This is a genomic window from Streptomyces sp. NPDC002669 (genome assembly GCF_042889165.1).
Taxonomy (GTDB): Bacteria; Actinomycetota; Actinomycetes; order Streptomycetales; family Streptomycetaceae; genus Streptomyces.
Map to the genome: position 1 here is coordinate 17,935 of NZ_JBIAQQ010000006.1, position 24,160 is coordinate 42,094.

Annotated in this window: 22 protein-coding genes; 16 read left to right on the forward strand and 6 right to left on the reverse strand. The window is 71.7% G+C overall.

Annotated features, from left to right (window positions below; translation table 11 throughout):
• Positions 1–56: 56 nt before the first annotated feature.
• The 3 genes from ACFYW1_RS11120 to nudC all read left to right on the forward strand — a co-directional run bounded on the left by ACFYW1_RS11120 (position 57) and on the right by nudC (position 6,058).
• Positions 57–3,599 (forward strand): UvrD-helicase domain-containing protein, encoded by a 3,543-nt coding sequence (locus ACFYW1_RS11120; protein WP_388990229.1) that lies wholly within the window; start codon positions 57–59, stop codon positions 3,597–3,599.
• 72 nt (positions 3,600–3,671) lie between these two features.
• The gene (locus ACFYW1_RS11125; RefSeq protein WP_388990231.1) at positions 3,672–5,066 is read left to right on the forward strand and encodes a dipeptidase; all 1,395 of its coding nucleotides are present in this window, start codon (positions 3,672–3,674) and stop codon (positions 5,064–5,066) included.
• Between the two features lie 44 nt (positions 5,067–5,110).
• On the forward strand, positions 5,111–6,058 hold the full coding sequence (gene nudC, locus ACFYW1_RS11130; RefSeq protein ID WP_388990233.1) for an NAD(+) diphosphatase: 948 nt from the start codon (positions 5,111–5,113) through the stop codon (positions 6,056–6,058).
• A 130-nt stretch (positions 6,059–6,188) separates the two neighbouring features.
• On the opposite strand, the gene ACFYW1_RS11135 is transcribed toward nudC, so the two are convergent.
• On the reverse strand, positions 6,189–6,443 hold the full coding sequence (locus ACFYW1_RS11135; protein WP_148839091.1) for a mycoredoxin: 255 nt from the start codon (positions 6,441–6,443) through the stop codon (positions 6,189–6,191).
• Positions 6,444–6,783: 340 nt separating this feature from the next.
• On the opposite strand from ACFYW1_RS11135, the gene ACFYW1_RS11140 reads away from it, so the two are divergent.
• The 5 genes from ACFYW1_RS11140 (at position 6,784) to ACFYW1_RS11160 (ending at position 10,829) form a co-directional block, all read left to right on the forward strand.
• Entirely contained in the window at positions 6,784–9,000 is a 2,217-nt protein-coding gene (locus ACFYW1_RS11140) for an ATP-dependent DNA helicase UvrD2 (RefSeq protein ID WP_388990236.1), read from the forward strand.
• A gap of 163 nt (positions 9,001–9,163) precedes the next feature.
• A complete protein-coding gene (locus tag ACFYW1_RS11145) occupies positions 9,164–9,496 on the forward strand; it encodes a hypothetical protein (RefSeq protein WP_388990238.1) in 333 nt (110 codons plus the stop codon).
• Between the two features lie 173 nt (positions 9,497–9,669).
• The gene (locus tag ACFYW1_RS11150; RefSeq protein ID WP_148839094.1) at positions 9,670–10,038 is read left to right on the forward strand and encodes a WhiB family transcriptional regulator; all 369 of its coding nucleotides are present in this window, start codon (positions 9,670–9,672) and stop codon (positions 10,036–10,038) included.
• 32 nt (positions 10,039–10,070) lie between these two features.
• A complete protein-coding gene (locus tag ACFYW1_RS11155) occupies positions 10,071–10,394 on the forward strand; it encodes a hypothetical protein (RefSeq protein ID WP_388990762.1) in 324 nt (107 codons plus the stop codon).
• A gap of 207 nt (positions 10,395–10,601) precedes the next feature.
• Entirely contained in the window at positions 10,602–10,829 is a 228-nt protein-coding gene (locus ACFYW1_RS11160) for a hypothetical protein (RefSeq protein ID WP_388990240.1), read from the forward strand.
• A gap of 233 nt (positions 10,830–11,062) precedes the next feature.
• Here ACFYW1_RS11160 and ACFYW1_RS11165 read toward each other — a convergent pair whose 3' ends face one another.
• Positions 11,063–12,505 carry an ABC1 kinase family protein gene (locus tag ACFYW1_RS11165; RefSeq protein WP_388990242.1) on the reverse strand — a complete coding sequence of 481 codons (1,443 nt, stop codon included), beginning with the start codon at positions 12,503–12,505 and terminating at the stop codon, positions 11,063–11,065.
• A gap of 41 nt (positions 12,506–12,546) precedes the next feature.
• Positions 12,547–13,692: a ThiF family adenylyltransferase gene (locus tag ACFYW1_RS11170; RefSeq protein ID WP_388990244.1), complete on the reverse strand. Its 1,146-nt coding sequence runs from the start codon at positions 13,690–13,692 to the stop codon at positions 12,547–12,549.
• A gap of 220 nt (positions 13,693–13,912) precedes the next feature.
• Here ACFYW1_RS11170 and ACFYW1_RS11175 point away from each other — a divergent pair, with 220 nt between their 5' ends.
• The 4 genes from ACFYW1_RS11175 to ACFYW1_RS11190 all read left to right on the forward strand — a co-directional run bounded on the left by ACFYW1_RS11175 (position 13,913) and on the right by ACFYW1_RS11190 (position 17,793).
• Entirely contained in the window at positions 13,913–14,536 is a 624-nt protein-coding gene (locus tag ACFYW1_RS11175; protein ID WP_388990246.1) for a M48 family metallopeptidase, read from the forward strand.
• Between the two features lie 107 nt (positions 14,537–14,643).
• Positions 14,644–16,329 carry a TerD family protein gene (locus tag ACFYW1_RS11180; protein WP_388990248.1) on the forward strand — a complete coding sequence of 562 codons (1,686 nt, stop codon included), beginning with the start codon at positions 14,644–14,646 and terminating at the stop codon, positions 16,327–16,329.
• An 11-nt stretch (positions 16,330–16,340) separates the two neighbouring features.
• Positions 16,341–17,021, forward strand: a complete 681-nt coding sequence (locus ACFYW1_RS11185; protein WP_388990250.1) for an AIM24 family protein — start codon at positions 16,341–16,343, stop codon at positions 17,019–17,021.
• A 16-nt stretch (positions 17,022–17,037) separates the two neighbouring features.
• On the forward strand, positions 17,038–17,793 hold the full coding sequence (locus ACFYW1_RS11190) for an AIM24 family protein (protein WP_388990252.1): 756 nt from the start codon (positions 17,038–17,040) through the stop codon (positions 17,791–17,793).
• Between the two features lie 80 nt (positions 17,794–17,873).
• Here the strand turns inward: ACFYW1_RS11190 and ACFYW1_RS11195 are convergent, their stop codons facing one another.
• Together ACFYW1_RS11195 and ACFYW1_RS11200 are read right to left on the reverse strand one after the other, a co-directional pair.
• Entirely contained in the window at positions 17,874–18,419 is a 546-nt protein-coding gene (locus ACFYW1_RS11195) for an NUDIX hydrolase (protein ID WP_388990254.1), read from the reverse strand.
• A complete protein-coding gene (locus ACFYW1_RS11200; RefSeq protein WP_388990256.1) occupies positions 18,416–19,870 on the reverse strand; it encodes a zinc-dependent metalloprotease in 1,455 nt (484 codons plus the stop codon). Before ACFYW1_RS11200 ends, ACFYW1_RS11195 begins: the two co-directional genes overlap by 4 nt.
• 192 nt (positions 19,871–20,062) lie before the next feature.
• Here ACFYW1_RS11200 and ACFYW1_RS11205 point away from each other — a divergent pair, with 192 nt between their 5' ends.
• The 4 genes from ACFYW1_RS11205 (at position 20,063) to ACFYW1_RS11220 (ending at position 23,480) form a co-directional block, all read left to right on the forward strand.
• Positions 20,063–21,205 (forward strand): SDR family oxidoreductase, encoded by a 1,143-nt coding sequence (locus ACFYW1_RS11205; RefSeq protein WP_388990258.1) that lies wholly within the window; start codon positions 20,063–20,065, stop codon positions 21,203–21,205.
• A 281-nt stretch (positions 21,206–21,486) separates the two neighbouring features.
• A complete protein-coding gene (locus ACFYW1_RS11210) occupies positions 21,487–21,948 on the forward strand; it encodes a molybdenum cofactor biosynthesis protein MoaE (RefSeq protein WP_388990260.1) in 462 nt (153 codons plus the stop codon).
• 129 nt (positions 21,949–22,077) lie between these two features.
• Positions 22,078–22,248: a hypothetical protein gene (locus tag ACFYW1_RS11215; RefSeq protein ID WP_187438840.1), complete on the forward strand. Its 171-nt coding sequence runs from the start codon at positions 22,078–22,080 to the stop codon at positions 22,246–22,248.
• Positions 22,249–22,391: 143 nt separating this feature from the next.
• Positions 22,392–23,480, forward strand: coding sequence for a PDZ domain-containing protein (locus ACFYW1_RS11220; protein WP_388990263.1), 1,089 nt, complete (start codon positions 22,392–22,394; stop codon positions 23,478–23,480).
• Between the two features lie 26 nt (positions 23,481–23,506).
• Here the strand turns inward: ACFYW1_RS11220 and ACFYW1_RS11225 are convergent, their stop codons facing one another.
• A complete protein-coding gene (locus tag ACFYW1_RS11225) occupies positions 23,507–24,076 on the reverse strand; it encodes a PPA1309 family protein (RefSeq protein ID WP_388990265.1) in 570 nt (189 codons plus the stop codon).
• Positions 24,077–24,160 lie beyond the last annotated feature (84 nt).

The window sequence follows — 24,160 nt, forward strand, 5'->3', positions numbered from 1 at the left end:
GGCCGGTGGACCTGCGGGCGCCGCACGGTGTCAGTGCATGCGGCTAACCTCCTGGGGTGTCCTCACGCATCACCGATCCCGAGCAGCTCAAGGAGCTCCTCGGGATTCCGTTCACCCCCGAGCAGACGGCCTGCATCACCGCGCCGCCCGCACCGCAGGTGATCGTGGCCGGGGCCGGGTCCGGGAAGACCACGGTGATGGCGGCCCGGGTGGTGTGGCTGGTGGGGACCGGCCAAGTGGCGCCCGAGCAGGTCCTCGGGCTGACCTTCACCAACAAGGCGGCCGGCGAGCTCGCCGAGCGCGTCCGCAAGGCCCTGATCGCGGCCGGGGTCACCGACCCGGACGCGATCGACCCGGACAACCCCCCGGGCGAGCCCAGCATCTCCACGTACCACGCCTTCGCCGGCCGGCTCCTCACCGAGCACGGGCTGCGCATCGGGCTCGAACCCACCACCCGCCTCCTCGCCGACGCCACCCGCTACCAGCTCGCCGCCCGCGTGCTGCGTGAGGCCCCCGGCCCCTACCCGGCCCTGACCAGGTCGTTCCCCACCCTGGTCAGTGATCTGCTGGCCCTGGACGCCGAGCTGGCCGAGCACCTCGTACGGCCCGAACAGCTCGCGGAGCACGACACCGAGCTCCTGCACACGCTCGAATCGGCCAAGCTCACCAACGCCGAACTGCGCAAGGTCCCCGAGACCACCGAGGCCCGTCGCGAACTGCTCCGGCTGACCCGCCGCTACCGCGAGGCCAAGCGGAGCCGCGACCTCCTCGACTTCGGCGACCAGATCGCGCTCTCCGCCGAACTGGCGCTCACCCGCCCCGAGGTCGGCGCGATCCTGCGCGACGAGTTCCGGGTCGTCCTGCTCGACGAGTACCAGGACACCTCCGTCGCCCAGCGGCTGCTGCTCTCCGCCCTCTTCGGCCGCGGCCCCGAGCCCGGCCACGAGCCCGCCCCGGGTTCCGGTCCGGATTCCGGCCCCGAGCCCGGTTCCGGCGCCGACGCGCCCCGGCGGGCGGTCGCGACCGGGCACGCGGTCACCGCCGTCGGCGACCCCTGCCAGGCGATCTACGGCTGGCGCGGCGCCTCCGTCGCCAACCTCGACGACTTCCCGCTCCACTTCCCGCACGCCGACGGCACCCCCGCCACCCGCTACTCCCTCAGCGAGAACCGCCGCAGCGGCGGCCGGCTCCTCCACCTCGCCAACGGCCTCGCCGCCCCGCTGCGCGCCATGCACGAGGGGGTCGAGGCGCTGCGCCCCGCCCCGGGCGCCGAACGCGACGGCACCGTCCGCTGCGCCCTGCTCCGTACCCACGCCGAGGAGATCGACTGGCTCGCCGACTCGATCGCCCATCTGGTGAGGACCGGCAAGGAGCCCGGCGAGATCGCCGTCCTGTGCCGGACGGCGGGCGACTTCCCGGAGATCCAGGCCGCGCTCGTGGCCCGTGAGGTCCCGGTCGAGGTCGTCGGCCTGTCCGGGCTGCTGCACCTTCCCGAGGTCGCCGACCTCGTCGCGGTCTGCGAGGTCCTCCAGGACCCCGGGGCCAACGCCTCCCTGGTCCGGCTGCTCACCGGCCCCCGCTGGCGCATCGGCCCCCGCGACCTGGCCCTGCTCGGCCGCCGAGCCCGGCTCCTCGTCCACCGCGCGGCCCACGGCGACGACGAGGACTTCGACCCCGACCGCCGTCTCGCCGAGGCCGTCGAGGGCATCGACCCGGCCGAGGTGATCTCGCTCGCCGACGCGCTGGACACCTTCCTCGAATCCGGCGGGGAGGAGGACGACGGGCTTCCGTTCTCCGCCGACGCCCGGGTCCGTTTCGCCCGCCTCGCCGCCGAACTGCGCGACCTGCGCCGCTCGCTGGCCGACCCCCTGATGGACGTGCTGCACCGGGTCCTGGCCACCACCGGCCTGGAGGTCGAGCTCTCCGCCTCGCCGCAGGCCCTGGCCGCCCGCCGCCGCGAGACCCTGGGCAACTTCCTCGACGTGGCGGCCCGCTTCTCCGCCGTCGAGGGCGACGCCACCCTCCTCGCCTTCCTCGGCTTCCTGCGCACCGCCGTCCAGTACGAGAAGGGCCTGGACAACGCCCTGCCCGGCGGCGAGAACACCGTCAAGGTCCTCACCGCCCACAAGTCCAAGGGCCTGGAGTGGGACGTCGTCGCCGTGCCCGGACTGGTCACCGGCCAGTTCCCCAGCGGTCAGTCCCGCGACGCCTGGACCACTCAGGCCAAGGTCCTCCCGCACGCCCTGCGCGGGGACCGGGCCACCCTCCCCGACATCCGCTCCTGGGACGCCAAGGGCCTCAAGGGCTTCAAGGAGGAGATGAAGGAGCACCAGTACACCGAGGAGCTCCGCCTGGGATACGTCACCTTCACCAGGCCCCGCAGCCTGCTGCTCGGCTCCGGCCACTGGTGGGGCCCCTCCCAGAAGAAGCCGCGCGGCCCGTCCGGCTTCCTGCACGCGCTGTACGAGCACTGCGCGGCCGGATACGGCGAGATCGAGGTCTGGGCCGACGAACCGGCCGAGGACGAGGAGAACCCGGCGCTCGCGGAGCGGACCGCCGACCAGGCGTGGCCGCTTCCCCTCGACGCCCTCGCGCTGACCCGCCGCCGCGCCGCCGCCGACGCGGTGCTGGCACACCTGAGGACCCTGGCCACGACGGCCCCCACCGGCCCGGACCCGTACGCCGGGGAGAAGGACCCGTTCCCCGACGAGGAGCCTCCCGAGTTCCCCGAGCCCCCCGAGCCCCCCGAGTTCCCCGATCTTCCCGACGAGGAGTTGTACGCCGACGACTGGGACGCCCTGCCGACGCGGCCCCCGGCCCCGTCCGCCCCCGCTCCCGCCCCGCACATCCCCGCGGCCCGGACCCCCGAGGCCGAGCCCGAGCCCGGGCCCGCCGGGGAGCGCCGGCTCACCCCCGAGGAGTCCCGCACCCTCGCCTCCTGGGACCGCGACCTCGACGCGCTCACCGGCGAACTGCGGCGCGCCCGCGCCACCGTGCGCGACGTCCTCGTCCCCGCGTCGCTCTCCGCCACCCAGCTGCTGCGCCTCGCCGAGGACCCCGACGGCTTCGCCCGGGAACTGGCCCGCCCGATGCCGAGGCCCCCGCAGCCCGCGGCCCGCCGGGGCACCCGCTTCCACGCCTGGGTGGAGTCCCGCTTCGAGGAGGTGCCGCTGCCCATGCTCGGGCCCGACGAGCTGCCCGGCGGTGAGGGGAACGAGGCCGAGATCGCCGACGAACGCGACCTCGCCGAGCTCAAGGAGGCGTTCGAGCGCACCCCGTACGCCCGCCGCACCCCGTACCGCGTCGAGACGCCGTTCCAGATCACCCTGGCCGGGCGGGTGATCCGGGGCCGCATCGACGCGGTGTACCGCACCGGGAACACCTACGAGATCGTCGACTGGAAGACCACCCGCACCAATACCGCCGACCCCCTCCAGCTCGCGGTCTACCGCCTGGCCTGGGCCGAGCTTCACGGCCTGCCGCCCACCGAGGTCCTCGCCACGTTCCTCTACGTGCGCAGCGGCGAGATCGTCCGCCCCGCCCGCCTCCCGGGCCGCGCGGAACTGGAACGGATCCTGCTCGACGAACAACCGGACTAGCCCCGGCCGGCCGCACCGGCCCCGCACCGCGGGCGGAAGGACCCCACCGGACGAGGCACTAGGCTCAAGGCCATGAGCGACACCCCGGACAGCGCCGTCCGTACGTACACCGAGCAGCACCGCACAGCCTTCCTCGACGACCTCGCCGCCTGGCTGCGCATCCCCTCCGTATCCGCCCAGCCGGAGCACGACGGGGACGTACGGCGCAGTGCCGAGTGGCTGTCCGCCAAGCTCCGGGAGACCGGTTTCCCGGTCGCCGAGATCTGGGAGACGCCCGGTGCTCCCGCGGTCTTCGCCCAGTGGCCGTCCGACGACCCGGACGCCCCGACGGTCCTCGTCTACGGGCACCACGACGTGCAGCCCGCCGCCCGCGAGGACGGCTGGGCCACCGACCCGTTCGAGCCGGTGATCCGCGACGGCCGGATGTACGGGCGGGGCGCCGCCGACGACAAGGGGCAGGTGTTCTTCCACACCCTCGGCGTCCGGGCCCACCTCGCCGCCACCGGCCGCACCACGCCCGCCGTCAACCTCAAGCTCCTGATCGAGGGTGAGGAGGAGTCCGGCTCCCCGAACTTCCGCGCCCTGGTCGAGGAGCGGGCCGCCCGGCTCGCCGCCGACGCCGTGATCGTCTCCGACACCGGCATGTGGAACGAGACGACCCCCACGGTCTGCACCGGCATGCGCGGCCTCGCCGAGTGCGAGATCGAGCTGTACGGCCCCGAGCAGGACATCCACTCCGGTTCGTTCGGCGGCGCCGTCCCCAATCCGGCCACCGCCGTCGCCCGGCTCGTCGCCGCACTGCACGACGCGGACGGCCGGGTCGCGATCCCCGGGTTCTACGACGGCGTGAGCGAACTCACCGACACCGAGCGCGCGCTCTTCGCCGAGCTGCCCTTCGACGAGGAGACCTGGCTGCGCACCGCCAAGTCCCGCGCCGCGTCGGGCGAGGCCGGCCACTCCACGCTGGAACGCATCTGGGCCCGCCCCACCGCCGAGGTCAACGGCATCGGAGGCGGCTACCAGGGGGCCGGCAGCAAGACGATCATCCCGTCCTCCGCCATGGTGAAGATCAGTTTCCGGCTGGTCGCGGGCCAGGACCCCGACCACGTCCAGCAGGTGGTCCGGGCCTGGGCCGACACCCAGGTCCCGGCCGGTGTCCGGCACCGGATCTCCTTCGCCCCGGCCACCCGCCCCTGCCTGACCCCGCTGGACCACCCGGCCCTCCAGGCCGTGGCCCGCGCCATGGGACGGGCCTTCGGCCAGAAGATCCTCTTCACCCGGGAAGGGGGCTCGGGACCCGCCGCCGACCTCCAGGACGTGCTCGGCGCACCCGTCCTCTTCCTGGGCATCTCCGTACCGTCCGACGGCTGGCACGCCCCCGACGAGAAGGTCGAGCTCGACCTCCTGTTCAAGGGCGTGGAGACGACCGCGCACCTCTGGGGCGAGCTGGCCGCCACACTCCGCTGAATCCTCTGAACACCCGATCCATCCCGGGGGAGTAGGAAGCACCTGTGAGCACCTTCGACAACGCCACCGCGGACCGTCCCATCGGTCTCACCGCGCCCAGTGGCATCGACCGCGCGGCGCACCACCGCCTCGACGAGGCGTGGCTGGCCGCCGCGTGGAGCCACCCGACCACCCGCGTGTTCGTCGTCTCCGGCGGCCAGGTGCTGATCGACGACACGGCCGAGGGCGGCACGGAGATCGTCATGACCCCGGCCTTCGAGGCCCCGATCACCGAGACCCACCGCTACTTCCTCGGAACCGACGAGGACGGCGTCAGCTACTTCGCGCTCCAGAAGGACTCCCTGCCCGGCCGCATGGACCAGCCGGCCCGCCCGGCCGGCCTGCGCGAGGCCGGTCTGCTGCTCGGCCCGCGCGACGCGGCACTGATGGCGCACGCGGTGGCGCTGGAGAACTGGCAGCGCCTGCACCGCTTCTGCTCCCGCTGCGGCGAGCGCACGGTCATCGCGGCGTCCGGTCACATCCGCCGCTGCCCGGCCTGCGGCGCCGAGCACTACCCGCGCACCGACCCGGCGGTCATCATGCTGGTGACGGACGAGAAGGACCGTGCCCTGCTGGGCCGCCAGGTGCACTGGCCCGAGGGCCGCTTCTCGACGCTCGCGGGCTTCGTCGAGCCGGGGGAGTCGATCGAGCAGTCCGTGGCGCGCGAGGTGTTCGAGGAGGCGGGGGTCACGGTCGGCGAGGTCGAGTACGTCGCCAGCCAGCCCTGGCCGTTCCCCTCCAGCCTGATGCTCGGCTTCATGGCCCGCGCCACCTCCTCCGAGATCAACGTGGACGGCGAGGAGATCGAGGAGGCCCGCTGGTTCTCCCGCGAGGACCTGACGGCCGCCTTCGAGTCGGGTGAGATCCTGCCCCCGTACGGCATCTCGATCGCGGCGCGGCTGATCGAGCTCTGGTACGGCAAGCCGCTCCCGAAGCCGGGCAGCACCGGCTGACGCACACCGGGCCCGGAACCTGGGCGGGCGCCCTTCCGGACGCGTGGGGGAACGCCCCCTCCGCGACCGGAGGGGGCGTGGGCGGAGAGGCGTCCTCTCCGGAACCGCAGAAGCTGCGGAGGCCGCGGGATCAGGCGGCGAGCGCCTGCTTCACCTGTGCCAGGGACGGGTTCGTCATGACGGCCTCGGCACCCGTGGAACCGACCACCAGGACGGTGGGAACGGTCTGGTTGCCCCCGTTGGCCTTCTCGACGAAGGCCGCGGACTCCGGGTCCTGCTCGATGTTGATCTCGTTGTACGCGATGCCCTCACGGTCCATCTGGCTCTTGAGCCGACGGCAGTAGCCGCACCACGTGGTGCTGTACATCGTCACAGTGCCCGGCATGTCTTCGTGCTCCTCTGGCTCGTCCGTCTTCTCGGACTCGGTATCGGACTCGGTCTCGTTCTCTTCGCAGTCTCATCCGTCGTGCGGAGAAGCTGGAAAGCGCGCCACCGCGGGACGCGGTACCGCCCGGAAGGGGAACGTACGCGAGCCGAGGACCATTCCCGTCACTGCCCCTTGCCACCGCCGTACCGCCGCGCCCTCTCGCCCCTCTCGCCCCACGCCCCGCACGAGCACTGCCCGTATCGGTCGGCCCGGGCGGTACGACGTGACCGGTACGACGAATGCGGCCCCCTGTGGACAACTTCCGCGCCCGTCTCTTGCGACCTGGCAGCATGGCGGGGTGACAGCAGCAACGCATTCCCCCCTCTTCCCGCAGGTCCCCGAGTCGGCCGACGCCGTGCTCGACGGCCTGGACCCCGAGCAGCGCGAGGTCGCCACGGCCCTGCACGGCCCGGTGTGCGTGCTGGCCGGAGCCGGTACGGGCAAGACGCGTGCGATCACCCATCGCATCGCCTACGGGGTGCGCGCCGGGATACTCCAGCCGACGAGCGTGCTCGCCGTCACGTTCACCAACCGGGCCGCGGGCGAGATGCGGGGACGGCTGCGCCAGCTCGGCGCGAGCGGTGTGCAGGCGCGGACGTTCCACTCCGCCGCCCTGCGCCAGCTCCAGTACTTCTGGCCGAAGGCCGTCGGGGGCGACCTGCCCCGGCTGCTGGAGCGCAAGGTCCAGCTCGTCGCCGAGGCCGCGGCCCGCTGCCGCATCCGCCTCGACCGCAACGAGCTGCGGGACGTCACCAGCGAGATCGAGTGGTCCAAGGTCACCCAGACCGTCCCCGCCGACTACCCGGCCGCAGTCGTCAAGACCCAGCGCGACGCCCCCAGGGACCCGGCGGAGATCTCCCAGATCTACGCGATGTACGAGCAGCTGAAGCGCGACCGTTCGGTGATCGACTTCGAGGACGTGCTGCTGCTCACCGTCGCCATCCTCCAGGACCGGCACGACATCGCCGACCACGTCCGCCGTCAGTACCAGCACTTCGTCGTCGACGAGTACCAGGACGTCAGCCCGCTCCAGCAACGGCTGCTCGACCTCTGGCTCGGCGACCGGGACAACCTCTGCGTCGTCGGCGACGCCGGCCAGACGATCTACTCCTTCACCGGAGCCACCCCCGACCACCTGCTGAACTTCCGCACCCGCCACCCCGGCGCGACGGTCGTCAAACTCGTCCGGGACTACCGCTCCACACCCCAGGTGGTGCACCTGGCCAACGGGCTGCTCGGCCAGGCCCGGGGCCGCGCCGCGGAGCACCGGCTCGAACTGATCTCGCAGCGCGACCCCGGCCCCGAGCCCGCCTACACGGAGTACGCCGACGAGCCCGCGGAGGCCGAGGGCACCGCCCGCCGCATCCGCGACCTGATCGCGGCGGGCGTCCCGGCCGGTGAGATCGCCGTGCTCTACCGGGTCAACTCCCAGTCCGAGGTCTACGAACAGGCCCTGGCCGACGCGGGCGTGCCGTACCAGCTGCGGGGCGCGGAGCGCTTCTTCGAACGGGCGGAGGTGCGGGAGGCGGGCGTCGCCCTGCGCGGCGCGGCCCGTGCGGGGAGCAACGACTCCCTGCTCGACGACGCGCAGGGGCTGCCCGCGGAAGTGCGCGCGGTGCTCTCCACCAAGGGCTGGACCCCGGAACCGCCCGCGGGCTCCGGCGCGGTGCGGGACCGCTGGGAGTCCCTGGCCGCCCTGGTCCGGCTCGCCGAGGACTTCGAACGGGCCAAGCCGGGCGCCACGCTCTCCGACCTGGTGGCGGAGCTGGACGAACGGGCCGCCGCCCAGCACGCCCCCACGGTCCAAGGGGTCACGCTCGCCTCGCTGCACTCCGCGAAGGGCCTGGAGTGGGACGCCGTGTTCCTGGTCGGACTGACCGAGGGCATGATGCCGATCGCCTACGCCAAGACCGACGAGCAGGTCGAGGAGGAACGCCGGCTGCTGTACGTCGGCGTCACCCGGGCCCGACTGCACCTCATGCTGTCCTGGTCGCTCTCCCGCTCGCCCGGCGGCCGTGCCGGACGGCGCCCCAGCCGCTTCCTGAACGGGCTGCGCCCCGGCTCGGCGGCCCTCGGCGCGCGGCTCGGCTCGGCGGCGACCGGCGGGATCGAAAGGGGCTACCGGAGCCAGGGCCAGGGCACCGGCCCGGTCGCCAGACGCGGGCGACGAGGCCCCGCCCGGTGCCGGGTATGCGGCAAGACACTCACCGACGCGGGCGAGATGAAGCTGATGCGCTGCGACGACTGCCCCTCCGACATGGACGAGGCGTTGTACGAGCGGCTGCACGACTGGCGGGCGGTCAGGGCGAAGGAGATCGGCCAGCCCGCGTACTGCGTGTTCACCGACAAGACACTGATGGCGATCGCCGAGGCCGTGCCCGGCAGCGAGGGCGAACTGGCCGGGATCTCCGGCGTCGGTGTGCGGAAGCTGGACCGGTTCGGGACCGCGGTCCTGGCCATTTGCGCAGGTGGGACGGTAGATGAAGTGCTCGGGGAAGCCGTCGGCGAGAGCTGAGGAAAACTCGTCGGAAAAATAGTTTGCGCGCGCCCCAGTCATCACCATAGGTTCTTAACCACGGAAACAGCGGCTTCTCTGAAGTCCTGGTTCCGTGCTGTACTTATCCGAATACGCAGGACCGGTTCGCCGGTCCCCTGGACGCCGAGAGGAGGCGATTGAAGTGATCAGCATCATCAAGACCAACAAACTGAACGATCTTTCCGTCGTCTCCACCTGCTCGCTCGGCCTCACCCGCTCCTACGAGTCCTCGCTCCGTGGCACCGGTCTGTCCGGCATCCCTGCCGTCAGCCTGCTGGCCCCGGCGAGCCTCCCCGTGCGGGAGCGCAATGAGCGACCGGCCCAGGCACCGGCAGCAGCAGTAGCGAAGGGACAGGCCCAGGCCTATGCCTTTGCCGCCGTCGGTGCGGGAGCGGAATTCGGCGCCAAGAAGCAGATGACGCACCACACGATGTGGGCCTTCCGTGGGCCTGACCCCTGGAGTGATCCAGCCTGATCCACCATCAGGCCGGCGCCTTCAGGGCCGCGGAACCCCACTCGGGATCCGCGGCCCTTTTGTTTTGTCCGAACGGACGAGACAGCGCGAAGGGGCCTCGGGACAAGAAACACCCGGTACCAGCCGCCACCCGGTCAACAGGCCGGAACGAACAGACGAGGACACCACCCACCGTGCAACTCGAAGCGCACGCCCCGTCCGTACCGCCTTCCGACACGATCTCCCCGCCCGGCCTCACGGAGGACTCCACCTTGCTCCCCCTCACCGCGCTCACCGCGCTCGACGACGCCATCGAGAACCTCGGCGTACCCGTTCCGTGCCGCTCCTACGACCCGGAGGTCTTCTTCGCCGAGTCGCCCGCCGACGTCGAGTACGCCAAGTCCCTCTGCCGCACCTGCCCGCTCGTCGAGGCCTGCCTCGCGGGCGCCAAGGAGCGTCGTGAGCCGTGGGGCGTCTGGGGCGGTGAGCTCTTCATCCAGGGTGTTGTCGTTGCTCGCAAGCGGCCGCGTGGCCGTCCGCGCAAGAACCCGGTCGCGGCGTGACCGCCGACCTGGGGGTCACGGCCCCCAAGCCCATGAAGCGCATCGGAACCATCGACCGTCCCCACACCCACGATCCCCGAAATCAGGCCCCCATGTCCGTCCCCACGAATGAGCCCATCGGCTCCGCAACACCGAACGTCACGAACATCGGCGCGAACGACTCGCGTCAGAACAGGACCCGCGAGATGCAACTCATCCCAGAAGCCCTGGCGCGTGCTCATATGCACGACCGCATGAGGGAAGCCGACACGCAACGCCGGGCCGTGCGCCTGGTCAACGCGCGTCGGATGCAGCGCAGGGCGGAGCGCGCCTCGATGCGCGCCCGCCGCGCGCTGGCCATGGCGGTCATGCACTAGCCAGGTCGACAGCAACACCCGCCGCCGGGCAACCGCTCCGCCCGGAGGCGAACAGCACCCACAGTCAGTACCCCTTCCGCGGGGCCGGTCCGGACGGACCGGCCCCGCGGTCGTGCCACACGCGACCGAGCCACATGCCGGCGCTGCCGTGCCGGTGTCGTCGGGCGATGCCGAGCGGAGCGGCGGCACCGGAGTTATCGTCACGGCGTGGACGAGGAGACCCATCACCCGATTCAGCAGTCCGCTCGGCATCCCGCCGGGAGCGACGAGGCAGCGGTCGTCTGCGCCCTGTGCGGCACCTCCGCCGACGGCGAGAGCACACCACCGACCTGGATCTGTTCCGTGGAGAACGGCCGGCGCCAGTACTTCTGCGAGCAGTGCGCCCGTACCCACATCAGGGCGATCGAAAGCCGCCTCGACTCCGCCTGGTGGTGACCCGCCCGGCCACCCGCTCAGCAGCGCCCCACCGGGCAGAGCCCCGGCCGCCGGCGTTCCGGCCGAAGGCCCCCGCCCCCGACCGGAACACACCGGCCGGAAACGCCCTGGCCGGGAACGCCTCGGTCAGGAACACATCCGGCGGGAACGCGTCCGTGGCATCGCCCCGGCCTAGGGTCTTTCGTTTGGATCAGGCCGGATCAGTGAGCCCGGCATGATCCAAACGAGAGGCCCTAAGCCCCCGCGGGCGCGTCCTCCACCAGTTCCGGCGCCACGCCGCCCTCCCGCTCGTCCTCCACCGGTTCCTGTGCCCCGTCCTCCTCGTGCTCCGGCAGGAAGCCCGGCAGCCAGACTTCGAGCTCGTCGCGCAGCCGTACCGTCGCACCCAATTGGCACAGCACCCCAATTGTGCTCAACGTCACCCGGTGTATCAGGAGATAGGCGGGCGGCAGGTTCAGCTGCTTGCCGAGCTGATGCGCGGGGGAGCGGAGGTCCGCGATCTGCGCCGCCTGGGCGCGCAACCAGCTCCGGGTGAAGGTGAACTCCTCCACCTGCGCCGGTTCGATGATGGGCAGGAGGTACTTGAGCACCGCGTCCGGGTCGAGGTCGACCGACTCCTTGACGAACCCCTCCTCGCGCAACAGCTCGTAGACCGCCGCCGCCTCACCCTCCAGCGCCAGCCGCAAGGAGTCGCCGATCGGCTGGGGCAGACCACCCGGCAGCCGGTCCACCGTTCCGAAGTCCAGCACCCCGAGCCGCCACCGGCTCTCCTCGCCGTCCTCCTCGCCCGACTCCTCGTCCGGGGGAAGCAGCCGGAAATTGCCCGGATGCGGGTCGGCGTGCAGCAGGCCGGTGCGGGCGGGACCCGAGAAGAGGAACCGCGCGAGCAACTGACCGGCCCGGTCCCGCTGCTCCGGTGTGCCCTGCGCGATCACGTCGGCCAGCGGAACACCGTCCATCCACTCCGTCACCAGCACCTGGTCGGATTGGTGCACCACTCCGGGGATCACGACGTCGGGATCGTCGGCGAACTCCTCGGCGTGGTCCTGCTGCGACCGTGCCTCCTGCTCGTAGTCCAGTTCCTCCGAGACCCGGTCGCGCAGCTCCGCGATGAGCGGCTTGATGTCCATGCCCGGGATCAACGGGCCGAGCACCCGGGCGAATCTGCTGAGCTGGGTCAGATCCGAGAGCAGGGCCTCTCCGGCGCCCGGGTACTGCACCTTCACCGCGACCTCCCGCCCATCGTGCCACACCGCCCGGTGCACCTGGCCGATCGAGGCGGCCGCCGACGGCGTGTCCGCGAATTCGAGGAACAACTCCCGCCAGTTCTCGCCGAGCCGCTCCTCCAGCACCGCGTGGACGGTGCCGCTGGGCATGGGGGGCGCGGCCTCCTGGAGTTTGGTGAGCGCCGCCCGGTACGGACCGGCGACCTCCTCGGGCAGCGCCGACTCGAAGACGGACAGGGCCTGCCCCAGCTTCATCGCCCCGCCCTTCAACTCGCCCAGGACCTTGAACAACTGGTCCGCGGTGCGCTGCTGGACCTCCCGGGCGACCAACTCCGCGGACTTCCCACCGATCCGCTTGCCCAGGCCCCACGTGGCGCGACCGGCGAACCCCAAGGGCAGGGCGGCCAACTTGGCGGTACGAGTGACCGCTTTCCGGGGAAGATCAGACATGAGCCCCTCCAAATCCCAGACTGCCGTGCCGGGCGCGGCGGTTACCCGGCCATTGTGTCGTGCGTGGTTCCGGCCCCGGAGGAGCACTCCCTCCCAACATGCCCGGCCGCTCCACAGGAGCAGTCGAGATGCGCTCCGATCCGCTCGGACCGCCAGTCCAGCAACGGCAGCGCGGCCTCCCAGCGCGTCCCGGTGCTCGCGGGCAGCTCCCCGTCCAGGAAGGACAACGCGTGGGCGGCCGCCAACCCGGCCACCGCCGTCGCCAGACCCAGGTCACAGGCCTGCACGGCGGCCCGCCGCCCGGACCGCCACTGGGACAGCATCCTGGGCCACTGCTCGTCCCCGTCCGCGCGGTTCAGCTCCAGGCACCCCGCGCAGGCGGTGCCCCCGGGCAGGACCAACGGCCCGACCACTCCCGTCGCCTCCATCACCCCCGCGTAGAGATGAGGAGTGCCCGACGCGATCCACGGCTCGGCCGGACGCGGGTCGGGGGCGTACACCGCGAGACCGTCGCGCGGGGCGACCACGATCAGCGAGAGCCCCGGCTCACCACCCGACGGGGAACCCGCCGATTCCGCCGTCCGGGGCGTCGCGCCGATGGCGGATCTGCGCACCAACTGCCGGGCCGCGGTGTCCCGGCGTTCACCGACGGACGTCGGGGGAAGCCCGCCGGGCGAGACGTCCCACGGCTCCGTGTGCCCACCGTCCAAAACCTCCACCCGGCCCACCCCGGCCCCCGACAGCACCGCCGCGATCGCGGCCCCGACCCGGCCCGCGCCCCGCACCTGGACCCGCATCGTCCGGCGGGCCGCCATCCGCCGCATCCCGCCGCCCGGTTCGGGATGGACGACGGAGAGCGACGCCAGGTCGGGACGGTGCCGCTCCAACGCCCCGGGCCGGCTCCGCAACGCCTCGGTCTCCGGGCCGGCGGCCCGCACGTCGTCGATCAGACCGGCGCTCGCCAAGCGGTTCACCAGCATGTCCACCTGATGTTCCGACAGGTCCAGCGTGCGGGCCTCCTCGTGCAGGAGCGGCAGACCGCGCGTCCCGTCGAGCAGTTCCAGAAAACTGCCCGTGGCGATATCCAGCGGGCCGAACTTCACCGCGTGAGCATGGGTCACCCCGAATTGCACGGTGCCCCGACCACGCCACGCGCGGCGCAGTGCGGGTTTCAACATCGGATGCACGACTACCCCCGGTCTGTGTTCCTCGGTCTCTGTGCGCGGGCCCGCGGCCCGGATCTTCGCGAGATCCGTTGCCAGAATGCGGCCCGGCGTCGAACCGTGCGGAAAGTTATCCACAGGTAGGGGGTATTAGTCATTCAAATGGTGCGTGCTGTGACCTGGATCGGACACGAACCGTTCCGGAGGCGGGACTTCCCCCGCCGATTCCGGGTAACGTCGTGGCGTGCCCGCCGACCCGCCACCCGGAATCGCCGGGGGGACCTCCGTGAGCGGCGCCGGAACCCGGCGGCGCGACGATCCGGACCGTCCGCCCCGTGCCTCGGCGACGAGCGCGGTCGAGGTCCGCAGGAGCAGCCGCCGCAGCAGAACGGTTTCCGCGTACCGCGAGGGCAACCGCACCATCGTGCTCATCCCGGCCCGGATGACGGAGGCCGAGGAGCAGCGCTGGGTCGGGGTGATGCTCGACCGGCTCGCGGCGCAGGAGAGCAGACGCGTCCTCGGCGACGGCGAGCTGGCCGAGCGCGCGGAGCGGTTGTCCGCCCAGTACTTCGAGGGCCGGGCCAGACCGGCTTCGGTGCGTTGGGTGACCAACCAGAACACCCGATGGGGGTCCTGCACCCCGGCGGAGGGCAGCATCCGCCTGTCGCACCGGTTGCAGGGCATGCCCGAGTACGTCGTCGACTACGTACTGGTCCACGAGCTGGCCCACCTGCTCGTTCCCGGCCACGGCCCCCGCTTCTGGCGGCTGCTGGAGGCATACCCCCGCACCGAGCGGGCACGCGGTTACCTGGAGGGCGTGGTGGCGGCCGACCGGCTGCCGCAGCTGCCCGCCGCCCGAGGTGAGTGACATACGGCGATTCCGTACCAGGTGTGTACCGGCTTAGCTCAATGTCGGAGTTTGCGGTTAGCCTGGCGCGACGCATTCACATTCGGGATGGGGGACGGTCGTTACGCATGGCCAGGGAATTCCAACGCGGCCACAAGGCCAAGATCAGCGATCTCACGCCGGGGACGGACCTGTACGTAGGTGTGCAGATCGCCGGGTCGGGACTGACCTTCGACATCAGTTGCTTCGGTCTCGACGCCGAGGAGCGACTCTCCGACGACCGGTATTTCATCTTCTTCAATCAGCCTAAATCGCCCGAGGAGTCCATTCAGCTCCTCGGTGCCCAGGCAGGCGACACCGAGTCGTTCCGCGTCACCCTGGACCGCATTCCGGCGAACATCCACAAGCTGTCGTTCACCGCGACGATCGACGGGGCCGGGCAGATGTCCCAGATCGGCCCCGGGTACATCCGGGTCGTCGCGGGGGGCGAGGAGGTCGTCAGGTACGCCTTCAACGGCTCGGAGTTCAGCACCGAGCGCGCGGTGATGCTGGGCGACTTCTACCTGAAGGACGTCTGGCGCTTCGCCGCCGTCGGCCAGGGATTCGACGGCGGCCTCGAAGCGCTGCTGAAGAACTTCGGCGGCGAGGTCGCCGAGGAGGAGCCCGCAGCTCCCCAGCCGCAGGCCGCCACCCCGTCGTTCGCGCCGCCCGCCCAGGCAGCCGCGCCGGCCCCCGCCCCGTCCTTCGGCGCCCCGGCGGCCCCGCAGGCCCCCCAGCCGGCTCCGTCCTTCGGGGCTCCGGTCGGGCAGACCCCGCCGCCCGCACCGCCGCAGCAGATGCACAGCGCGCCGACGATGGCCGCGCCGCTGGCGCCGCCCGGGGGCGCGGTGCCGCCCGCGCCCGCGCCGGCCCCCGCTCCGTACGGGCAGCCGCAGCAGCCGCAGTTCGGCCAGGTCCCCGGCCAGCCCGCGCCCGCCGCCCCGTACGGACAGCAGGCCCCCGCGCCCTACGGACAGCAGCCGCCCGCCCCGTACGGACAGCAGCCGCCGGGAATGCAGCCTCCCGGGATGCCCGGGATGCAGCCTCCGGGAATGCCGGGAATGCAGCCGCCCGGCATGCCCCAGGGCGTACCGCAGGGGATGCCGCAGGCCGGTGCCGGCCTTCAGGCGGCGCTCCAGCCCTACAAGGAGACGGCCACCGGGCAGCGCTGGACCCCGCAGAACCAGCAGCTCATGCGGGTCGACCTCTCCATGGGCGGCACGCCCGTCCTCGCCCGCCAGGGCAGCATGGTGATGTACCAGGGCAAGGTCGACTTCAGCTACAAGGGCGCAGGCTTCGCGGGCCGCATCGTCGGCAACTCCACCGGCCAGGAGATGCAGCTGATGCGCTGCACCGGCCGCGGGCAGCTCTTCCTCGCGGAGGACGGCTCCCACCTGCACACCATCGAGCTCCAGGGCGACGGGATCTGCGTCTCGGCGGAGAACGTCCTCGCCTTCGACGAGACCCTGCAGTACGAGGTCCGCAGGATCGAGGGCCACGGAATCCCGGGCGGGGCCCTGTTCACCATGCAGTTCCAGGGCAGCGGCACGATCGTCGTCAAGACCCACGGCGTCCCCGTCGTCCTGCCCGTCACGCCGACCACCTTCGCCGACTGCAACGCCGTCGTGGCCTGGTCGTCCGCGTCCCAGGTGATCATCTCCAGCCAGGTCCGGCTGCGCCGCAACGCGTACCCGGGGCACAGCGGGGAGACCGTGAACCTTCAGTTCCGGGGTGCTCCCGGCAACTTCATCGTCGTCCAGCCCTACGAGGTCTGAGGGAGCCCGTCATGAACCAGCAACTCGCGGGCTTCGCCCCGTCCCCCGTCACGGCCCGGATGGAGAACCACGGCCGCACGATGCTCAAGGTCGCCATGGCCACCGGCCAGGACCTCTACGCACGTACCGGCTCGATGGTCGCGTACGAGGGCTTCATCCAGTACGAACCCAACCCGCCCGCCATCCGTCAGATCGCCTCCCAGTGGATCACCGGCGAGGGCGCGCCGATCATGAAGTGCTCCGGCGACGGGCTGCTCTACCTCGCCGACTACGGTGCCGACGTGGTCGTCATCAACCTCAACAACGACTCCCTCTCGGTCAACGGCACCAACGTCCTGGCCTTCGACGGCCACCTCACCTGGGGTGTGGAGCGGGTCAAGGGCCTCGCCAAGTTCGCGGGCCAGGGCCTGTGGAACGTCTGCATCTCCGGCACCGGCTGGGTCGCCATCACCTCGCGCGGCACGCCGATCGTCGTCGACTGCGGACGCGGCGAGGACGAGACCTACGTCGACCCGGACGCCCTCGTGGCGTGGTCCCCGAACCTCAAGGTGAAGGGCAAGCGCAGCTTCAAGGCGTCCTCGCTCATCGGGCGGGGCAGCGGCGAGGCCTACCAGATGGCCTTCTCCGGCCAGGGCATCGTCGTCGTACAGCCGAGCGAGGACAGTACCGACCGCCTGCGGGTCCGGAACTGAGGGGGAGGGAAACACCATGCAGAGTCCGCTTTTCAACTACACGGAACAGCAGTCCCAGGACCGGTACGCCATCCAGAACCCGCAGCTCCTGCGGGTCTCGCTGACCGGCCACGACGACGTGCTCGCCCGCAAGGGTGCCATGGTCGCCTACCAGGGGCTGATGGAGTTCGACGGCGAGTACCAGTCGAACAGCCAGCGCCGAGCCCGCGCGAACACGGGCGAGGGCCTCGACCTGATGCGCTGCTCCGGGCAGGGCACGGTCTTCCTCGCCAACCTCGCGCAGTACGTTCACATCGTGGATGTCGACCACGACGGCCTCACGGTGGACAGCGCCTACGTCCTGGCACTGGACTCCTCGCTGCACGCCGAGGTCATCGCGGTGGACAGCCAGTACGGCATCTCGGGGACCGGCAAGTACCAGCTCAACATCTCCGGCACCGGCAAGGTCGCCCTGATGACCTCGGGCCAGCCGCTGATGATGCAGGTCACCCCGGACAAGTACGTCAACGCCGACGCCGACGCCATCGTCGCCTGGTCCAGCTCGCTGCGGGTGCAGATGCAGGCCCAGACGCACTCCTCCGGCGTGTGGCGCCGACGCGGCAACACCGGTGAGGGCTGGGAGCTCAGCTTCCTCGGCCAGGGCTTCGCCCTGGTCCAGCCCAGCGAGGTGCTGCCCCCGCAGAACCAGCAGATCGGCCAGGGCATCCGGGCCCAGTACGGCATGGGCCAGCAGGGCGCCCACGGCCAGAACCAGAACAACGCCTGGAACTGATCCGCGGCACGAGACCCGGACCGAAGCGGGTGGGGCGGCCTCCTCGGAGACCGCCCCACCCGCTTTCGCGTGCCGTCCTACTAGGGCCGCTCCAGCGCCGCGCGGGCCAGCTCAGTCAGCCTGATGACCGAGGCGTCGGCCACCGAGGCGACCTCGTCGTACGCGAACCAGCGCAGGTCCAGCGACTCGTCGCTGATCTGCTCCGTCGCGCCCGAGGGCGCCAGCGCCACGTACTGCACGTCCATGTGCCAGTGGCAGGGGGCGGGGATGGGGTGGCGGTCCAGCGTCACCGGACCGCCCGCGAGCAGCGTCAGACCGCTGACGCCGGACTCCTCGGACGCCTCCCGGAGAGCCGCGGCGGCCAGCGAGGTGTCCTGGGGCTCGCAGTGGCCGCCCATCTGCAACCACATCCGCAGCTTGCGGTGGAGGGTGAGCAGCACCCGGCCGCGCTCCGGATCGACGACCAGGGCGCTGGCCGTCAGATGACCCGCTCCGCAGCTCTTCCACATGCCGTCGGGGTGTTCCACCAGGTGATCGAGGTAGAGCCGGCGCAGCTCGTCCTGGGCCGGGTCGGCCCGCTGCTCGTACTCCTTCAGCACGAGCACGGCGTCGTCGTACAGGCTCACCGGTCGGTGTCGCCCTTGCTGTCGTCGCGGCCCTCGGCGCCGCCGGTGTCGTCCCCGTCGTCCGCGGCGGGCTTCTGCGTGCCCTGGGTGCCTTGCGCGGCCTCGCCGAGCATCTTGTCCAGCTCGGAGAAGTCCAGCTGTTCGTGGTGCACGAAGCCGTCCGGATCGTCCAGGTCCTGGGCCGTCGGCAGCATGTCGGGGTGTTCCCACAGGGCGTCGCGCCCGTCGAGACCGCGTGCGTCGGTGAGGGACGCCCACAGCCGGGAGGCGTCGCGCAGCCGCCGCGGGCGCAGCTGCAGACCGATGAGCGTGGCGAACGTCTGCTCGGCCGGACCACCGGAGGCACGGCGCCTGCGCATCGTCTCGCGCAAGGCGTCCGCCGAGGTCAGACGGGACTTCGCGGCCTCGTGGACCACGGCGTCGACCCAGCCCTCGACCAGGGCGAGCGCCGTCTCCAGCCGGGCCAGGGCGGCCTTCTGCTCCGGCGTGTCCTCCGGCTGGAACATGCCCTGCTGAAGGGCGTCCTGCAACTGCTCGGGCTGCGACGGGTCGAACTGGCCGACCACGTCCTCCAGCTTGCTGGTGTCGACCTTGATGCCGCGCGCGTACCCCTCGACGGCACCGAAGAGGTGCGAGCGCAGCCACGGGACGTGGGCGAAGAGGCGCTGGTGGGCGGCCTCGCGCAGGGCCAGATACAGCCGCACCTCGTCCTGCGGGACGCTGAGGTCCTTGCCGAACCTCTCGACGTTCAACGGAAGGAGCGCGGCCTTGCCCGCCGGGCCCAGCGGCAGCCCGATGTCGGTCGAACCGACGACCTCACCGGCCAGCACGCCGACGGCCTGCCCGATCTGCTGGCCGAACATCGCGCCGCCCATCGACCGCATCATGCCGATCAGCGGGCCGGCCATCGCCTGCATCTCCTCGGGCAGCACGTCGCCCATGGCGAGACCGACGCGCTCGGCCACCGGGTCGACCAGCTTCTGCCAGGCGGGCAGGGACGCCTCGACCCACTCCGCCCGGCTCCACGCCACGGTCGAGACCGAACCGGAGGGCAGCGACGTCACGCCGTCCAGCCACAGGTCGGCCAGGCGCAGCGCCTCGTCGACCGCGGACCGCTCGGCCGGGCCGACGCTGGCGTCCTTGGTGCCGTCCGGCGTGCCCTGCGAGACCGTCTGGCGGGCGATCTGCTTGGCCATGTCCCAGTTCACGGGACCGCCCTCGTAGCTCAGCATCTGGCCGAGCTGCTGGAAGGCGGCGCCCAGGTCGTTGGGATTCATCGTGCCGAACATCGCCGCGAACGGATTCTCACCGCCCGCGCCGGGCCCGAAGCCGAACGGGTTCGCAGGCCCGCCCGAACCCTGCCCACCTCCGGTGGGGTCCTTCTTCTTGCCCTCGTCGCCGTTCTCCGGCTCCTCCGGCGGAAGGCCGAATCCGAATGGGGTGTCACTCACGGGTTTCCTCGGCTCGTAGGGCCGCCGGCTCGAACCGGCGGCGACTGCCCGACATCACCATCCAGCGTAGACACCAAAAGTCCGCTCAGGGCCTCAGTGCTCCGTCGGGGCCCGCCCTGCGGCAGGATGGACGCCACCTGGTACGCACGCGTCACTCGGGTACGTACTGAAGACAACCGCTGGAGACGCCCGGTGAGTTCCCCAGACCCTCAGGTTCGCGCAGCGCGAAACCCGTCCGACCCCTCGACCGAGAGCAAACCCGCCAAGAGCCGTTCCAGAAGCCGTGGCCCCGTCGTCGCGATCACCGGAGCCGCCGGCGGCGTGGGCGAGCTGCTCACCGCGCGCCTCGCGGCGTCCGAGGAGATCAAGCAGGTCATCGCCATCGACGAGCGCCGCGGCGAGGTGTCCGAGGCGACCTGGCACCTCCTCGACGTCCGCGACCCCGCCATCGTGGAGAAACTGCGCGGCGCGGACGTCGTGGTGCACCTGGCGCTCGACCTCGACCTGGAGACCGACCCCGCGGCCCGCACCGCCTACAACGTGCGCGGCACCCAGACCGTGCTGACCGCCGCGGCGGCCGTCGGCGTCCACCGGGTCGTGCTGTGCACATCGGCGATGGTCTACGGGGCGCTGCCCGACAACGACATCCCGCTCGCCGAGGACGCCGAGCTGCGGGCCACCGCCGAGGCCACCGGCGTCGGCGACCTGCTGGAGATCGAGCGGCTCGGCCGCCGCGCGCCCCGTGCCCACCCCGGGCTCAACGTGACCGTGGTCAGGCCGACCGTCCTGGTCGGCGGCACGGACACCGCGCTGACCCGCTACTTCGAGTCGCCGCGCCTCCTGGTCGTCGCCGGATCGCGTCCGGCCTGGCAGTTCTGCCACGTCGACGACCTGGTCACGGCCCTGGAGTACGCCGCGCTGGAGAAGATCGACGGCGAGTTCGCGGTCGGCTGCGACGGCTGGCTGGAACAGGAGGAGGTCGAGGAGCTCAGCGGCGTCCGCCGGATGGAACTGCCCTCCGCCGTGGCCCTGGGCGCCGCCGCCCGGCTGCACCGGATCGGCCTCACCCCGTCACCGGCGGGCGACCTGGCGTACACGATGCACCCCTGGGTGGTCAGCGTGAGCCGGCTGCACGACGTGGGCTGGCGCCCGGCCTGGACCAACGAGGAGGTGCTCGCCGCGCTTCTCGAAGAGGTCGAGGGCCGGCACACCGTCGCCGGACGCCGGCTCGGCCGCAAGGACGCCACCGCGGCGGGCGCCGCCGGGGCGACCGTGGCACTCCTGGGCACCGCCGCGCTGGTCCGCCGCGCCCGCAAGGCCCGCCGCCGCATCTGATCGGGGCGGGGCGGGCGCCCCGGGCGCGGCCCTCCGGGGCACGCACTCCCGGGCGCGGCCCTCCCGGACACGCGCCCTCGGGGCACGGTGCTCAGGACGCGGCCCTTCCGGGTGCGGCGTCCTGGCATGGCGTCCCGGGCACGACTCCTCGGTGCGGCTCCTTCCGGCAGGGCCCGCACGGCACCCCTTCGGGGTGCTGTAGAAGGCTCCAAGGCCGGGGGCGGCCCGCCGGTGGAAAACGCTATTCCACGCTGTCGGTGCCGTACGGCACCATGGGTCGCATGGCTCCCACTTACGACCACCCCGGCGAGCAGGCGTCGATGGACCCCATCCGGCTGCTGGAGATCCGCGACACGCCGCTGTCGGTCGACGAGGTCTTCCGGGCCGTCGGGGACGACGCCGCCGGTGGTACGGCGCTCTTCGTCGGCACGGTGCGCAACCACGACGGCGGTCAGGACGTCGGCGCGCTCGGGTACTCCTGTCACCCGTCGGCGCAGGACGAGCTGCGCCGGGTGGCCGAGAAGGTCGCCGCGAACTTCCCGGTCCGCGCGCTGGCCGCCGTCCACCGGGTGGGCGACCTCCAAGTGGGCGACCTCGCGGTGGTCGTCGCCGTCTCCTGTCCGCACCGCGCCGAGGCGTTCGAGGCGTGCCGCAAGCTCATCGACGACCTCAAGCACGAGGTCCCGATCTGGAAACACCAGCGCTTCTCGGACGGCACCGAGGAGTGGGTCGGCGCCTGCTGAGCGCAACCCGGACGGGCGGCCGTCCGGACCTGATTTGCGTAACCGCACCCCTGCCGTGAGCGTTGATTCCGCAGACGGTTAATCTGCTGATCGGTCAGTTGCGGTCGCTCATGGGGTAGGGAGGTCGTAATGGCAGCACTCGCCTGGTTGTTGATTCCGCTTTTCGCTGCGCTCGGCGCTGCGATATGGGGTAGCTGGGCCGCTCGTAATCGCACGACCGGTGATGTCTCCGAGCTCGCCGGGTATGCCCGGTTCCGTGAGGCGATGGAGAAATCGCACTCCGGTTCCGACGTGGTCTGATTTCCGTCGCACATACGCAGTCGCCAACCCGTGGCGCGGCCCCGGTCGCGGGCGCCCTCCGGCGCCGCGCCCCGCCCTGTCGCCCGTTCCGTACGGACCGGCCCCGACAGTGCACTGACAGTCCCTTCCCGTACTGTCGTTCCATGCCACGCCGCACCGCGACGATGCTCGCCTCCACCCTGATCCTCATCGCGCTGCTCTGCGCAGGCGTGCTGATCAAAGTGCCGTACTCGGAAATGTCCCCCGGACCGACCGTGAACACCCTCGGCAAGGTCGGCGGCGAACCCGTCCTGCAGATTTCCGGGCACAAGACGTACCCGACGTCCGGAAACCTCAACATGACGACGGTCCGGGTCACCGGCGCCGACTACCGGATGAACCTCGTCGAGGCCGTCTACGGCTGGCTGGCCCACGACGGCGTGGTCGTTCCGCACGACACGCTGTACCCCGACGGGAAGACCGAGCAGGAGTCGACGCAGGAGAACGCCGAGGAGTTCAGCCAGTCCCAGGAGAGCGCCAAGGTCGCCGCGCTGACCGAGCTGGGCATCCCGGTCTCCTCGCGCGTCGTGGTCTCCACGGTCGTGAAGGACAGCCCCGCCCAGGGCAAGCTGCACGCGGGCGACGTGATCAAGCAGGTCGACGGCACGCCGATCGAACAGCCGGAGGACGTGGCGAAGCTCGTCACCCGCCACGATCCCGGCGAGAAGGTCACGTTCACGATCATCCCCGCGAAGACGGCACAGGCGGCGGAGAAGGCCGGCAAGGAGCCCGAGGGCAGCCGGAAGATCGTCATCACGACCGCGAAGGCCCCCAAGGAGGACCGCGCGATCGTCGGTATCCAGGCGGGGACGGACCACACCTTCCCGTTCCGGATCGACATCGAGCTCGCCGACGTCGGCGGACCGAGCGCCGGCCTGATGTTCTCGCTGGGCCTCATCGACAAGCTGACGCCCGGCAAGCTCACCGGCGGAAAATTCATCGCGGGCACCGGCACGATCGACGACAAGGGCAAGGTCGGCCCGATCGGCGGCATCAACATGAAGCTGGTCGGCGCGCGCGACGCGGGCGCCAGGTACTTCCTGACGCCGGACGAGAACTGCGGGGCCGCTGCCTCCGACACGCCGAGCGGACTCACCCTGGTGAGGGTGAAGACGCTCGCCGACGCGCGGAAGTCCCTGGAGAAGATCGGGGCGGGGGACACGGCCGGACTGCCGAGCTGCTCGGCGGGCTGACCGCGCCCCCTGCGGGGCCGGGCGGGTCAGGCCTCGAAGGTCGCGGCCAGCGCGTCGGCCAGTCCGGGCACCAGACCGGCACCGGTCCGCACCTCGCTCGGGGTGTCCTTCGCCCGCAGCCGCACGGCCGACTCGCGCGTACCGTCCCGGAGGACGGCCACGGTCATCCGCACCTCCTGGCGCTCCGGGTGCTTGGCGACCCACTTGGCCAGCTGTGCGTCGCTGAGTCCTTCCGGCACGGACGCCTCGGCGGACGGCGGCAGCATCAGCCGCTCCACCGACATCGCGCATCCGATCACCGCGTCGGGCCAGGCGATCGTGGCCAGGAACTCGTCCAGGGCGGTGCCCGGCGGCAGCTCGTCCTGTTCGATGGGGGTGAGCGAGGAGGTCGGGGCCTCGGCGGCGTCGAGACCGAGCTGGGCCGCGAGGCCGGGCTCCTGGGCCCGCAGCTTGGCGGTGTCGACCAGGGCGAAGAGCCGGGCCGGCTGGTCCCAGCCGAGACCTGAGATGTACTCGTCGATTTCGAGCACGGCGACGGTGAGCGGGCTCGCGGCCATCGGGGGGCCCGAGGGGGAAACATTGGACATGGCCAACATCCTGCCTCCTTCCGCCCCGGTAACGGGAACTAGGTAAAGCCTCAGTAAGTTGCATAGGTGGGCTCTACGATCGCTGGGCCCGCT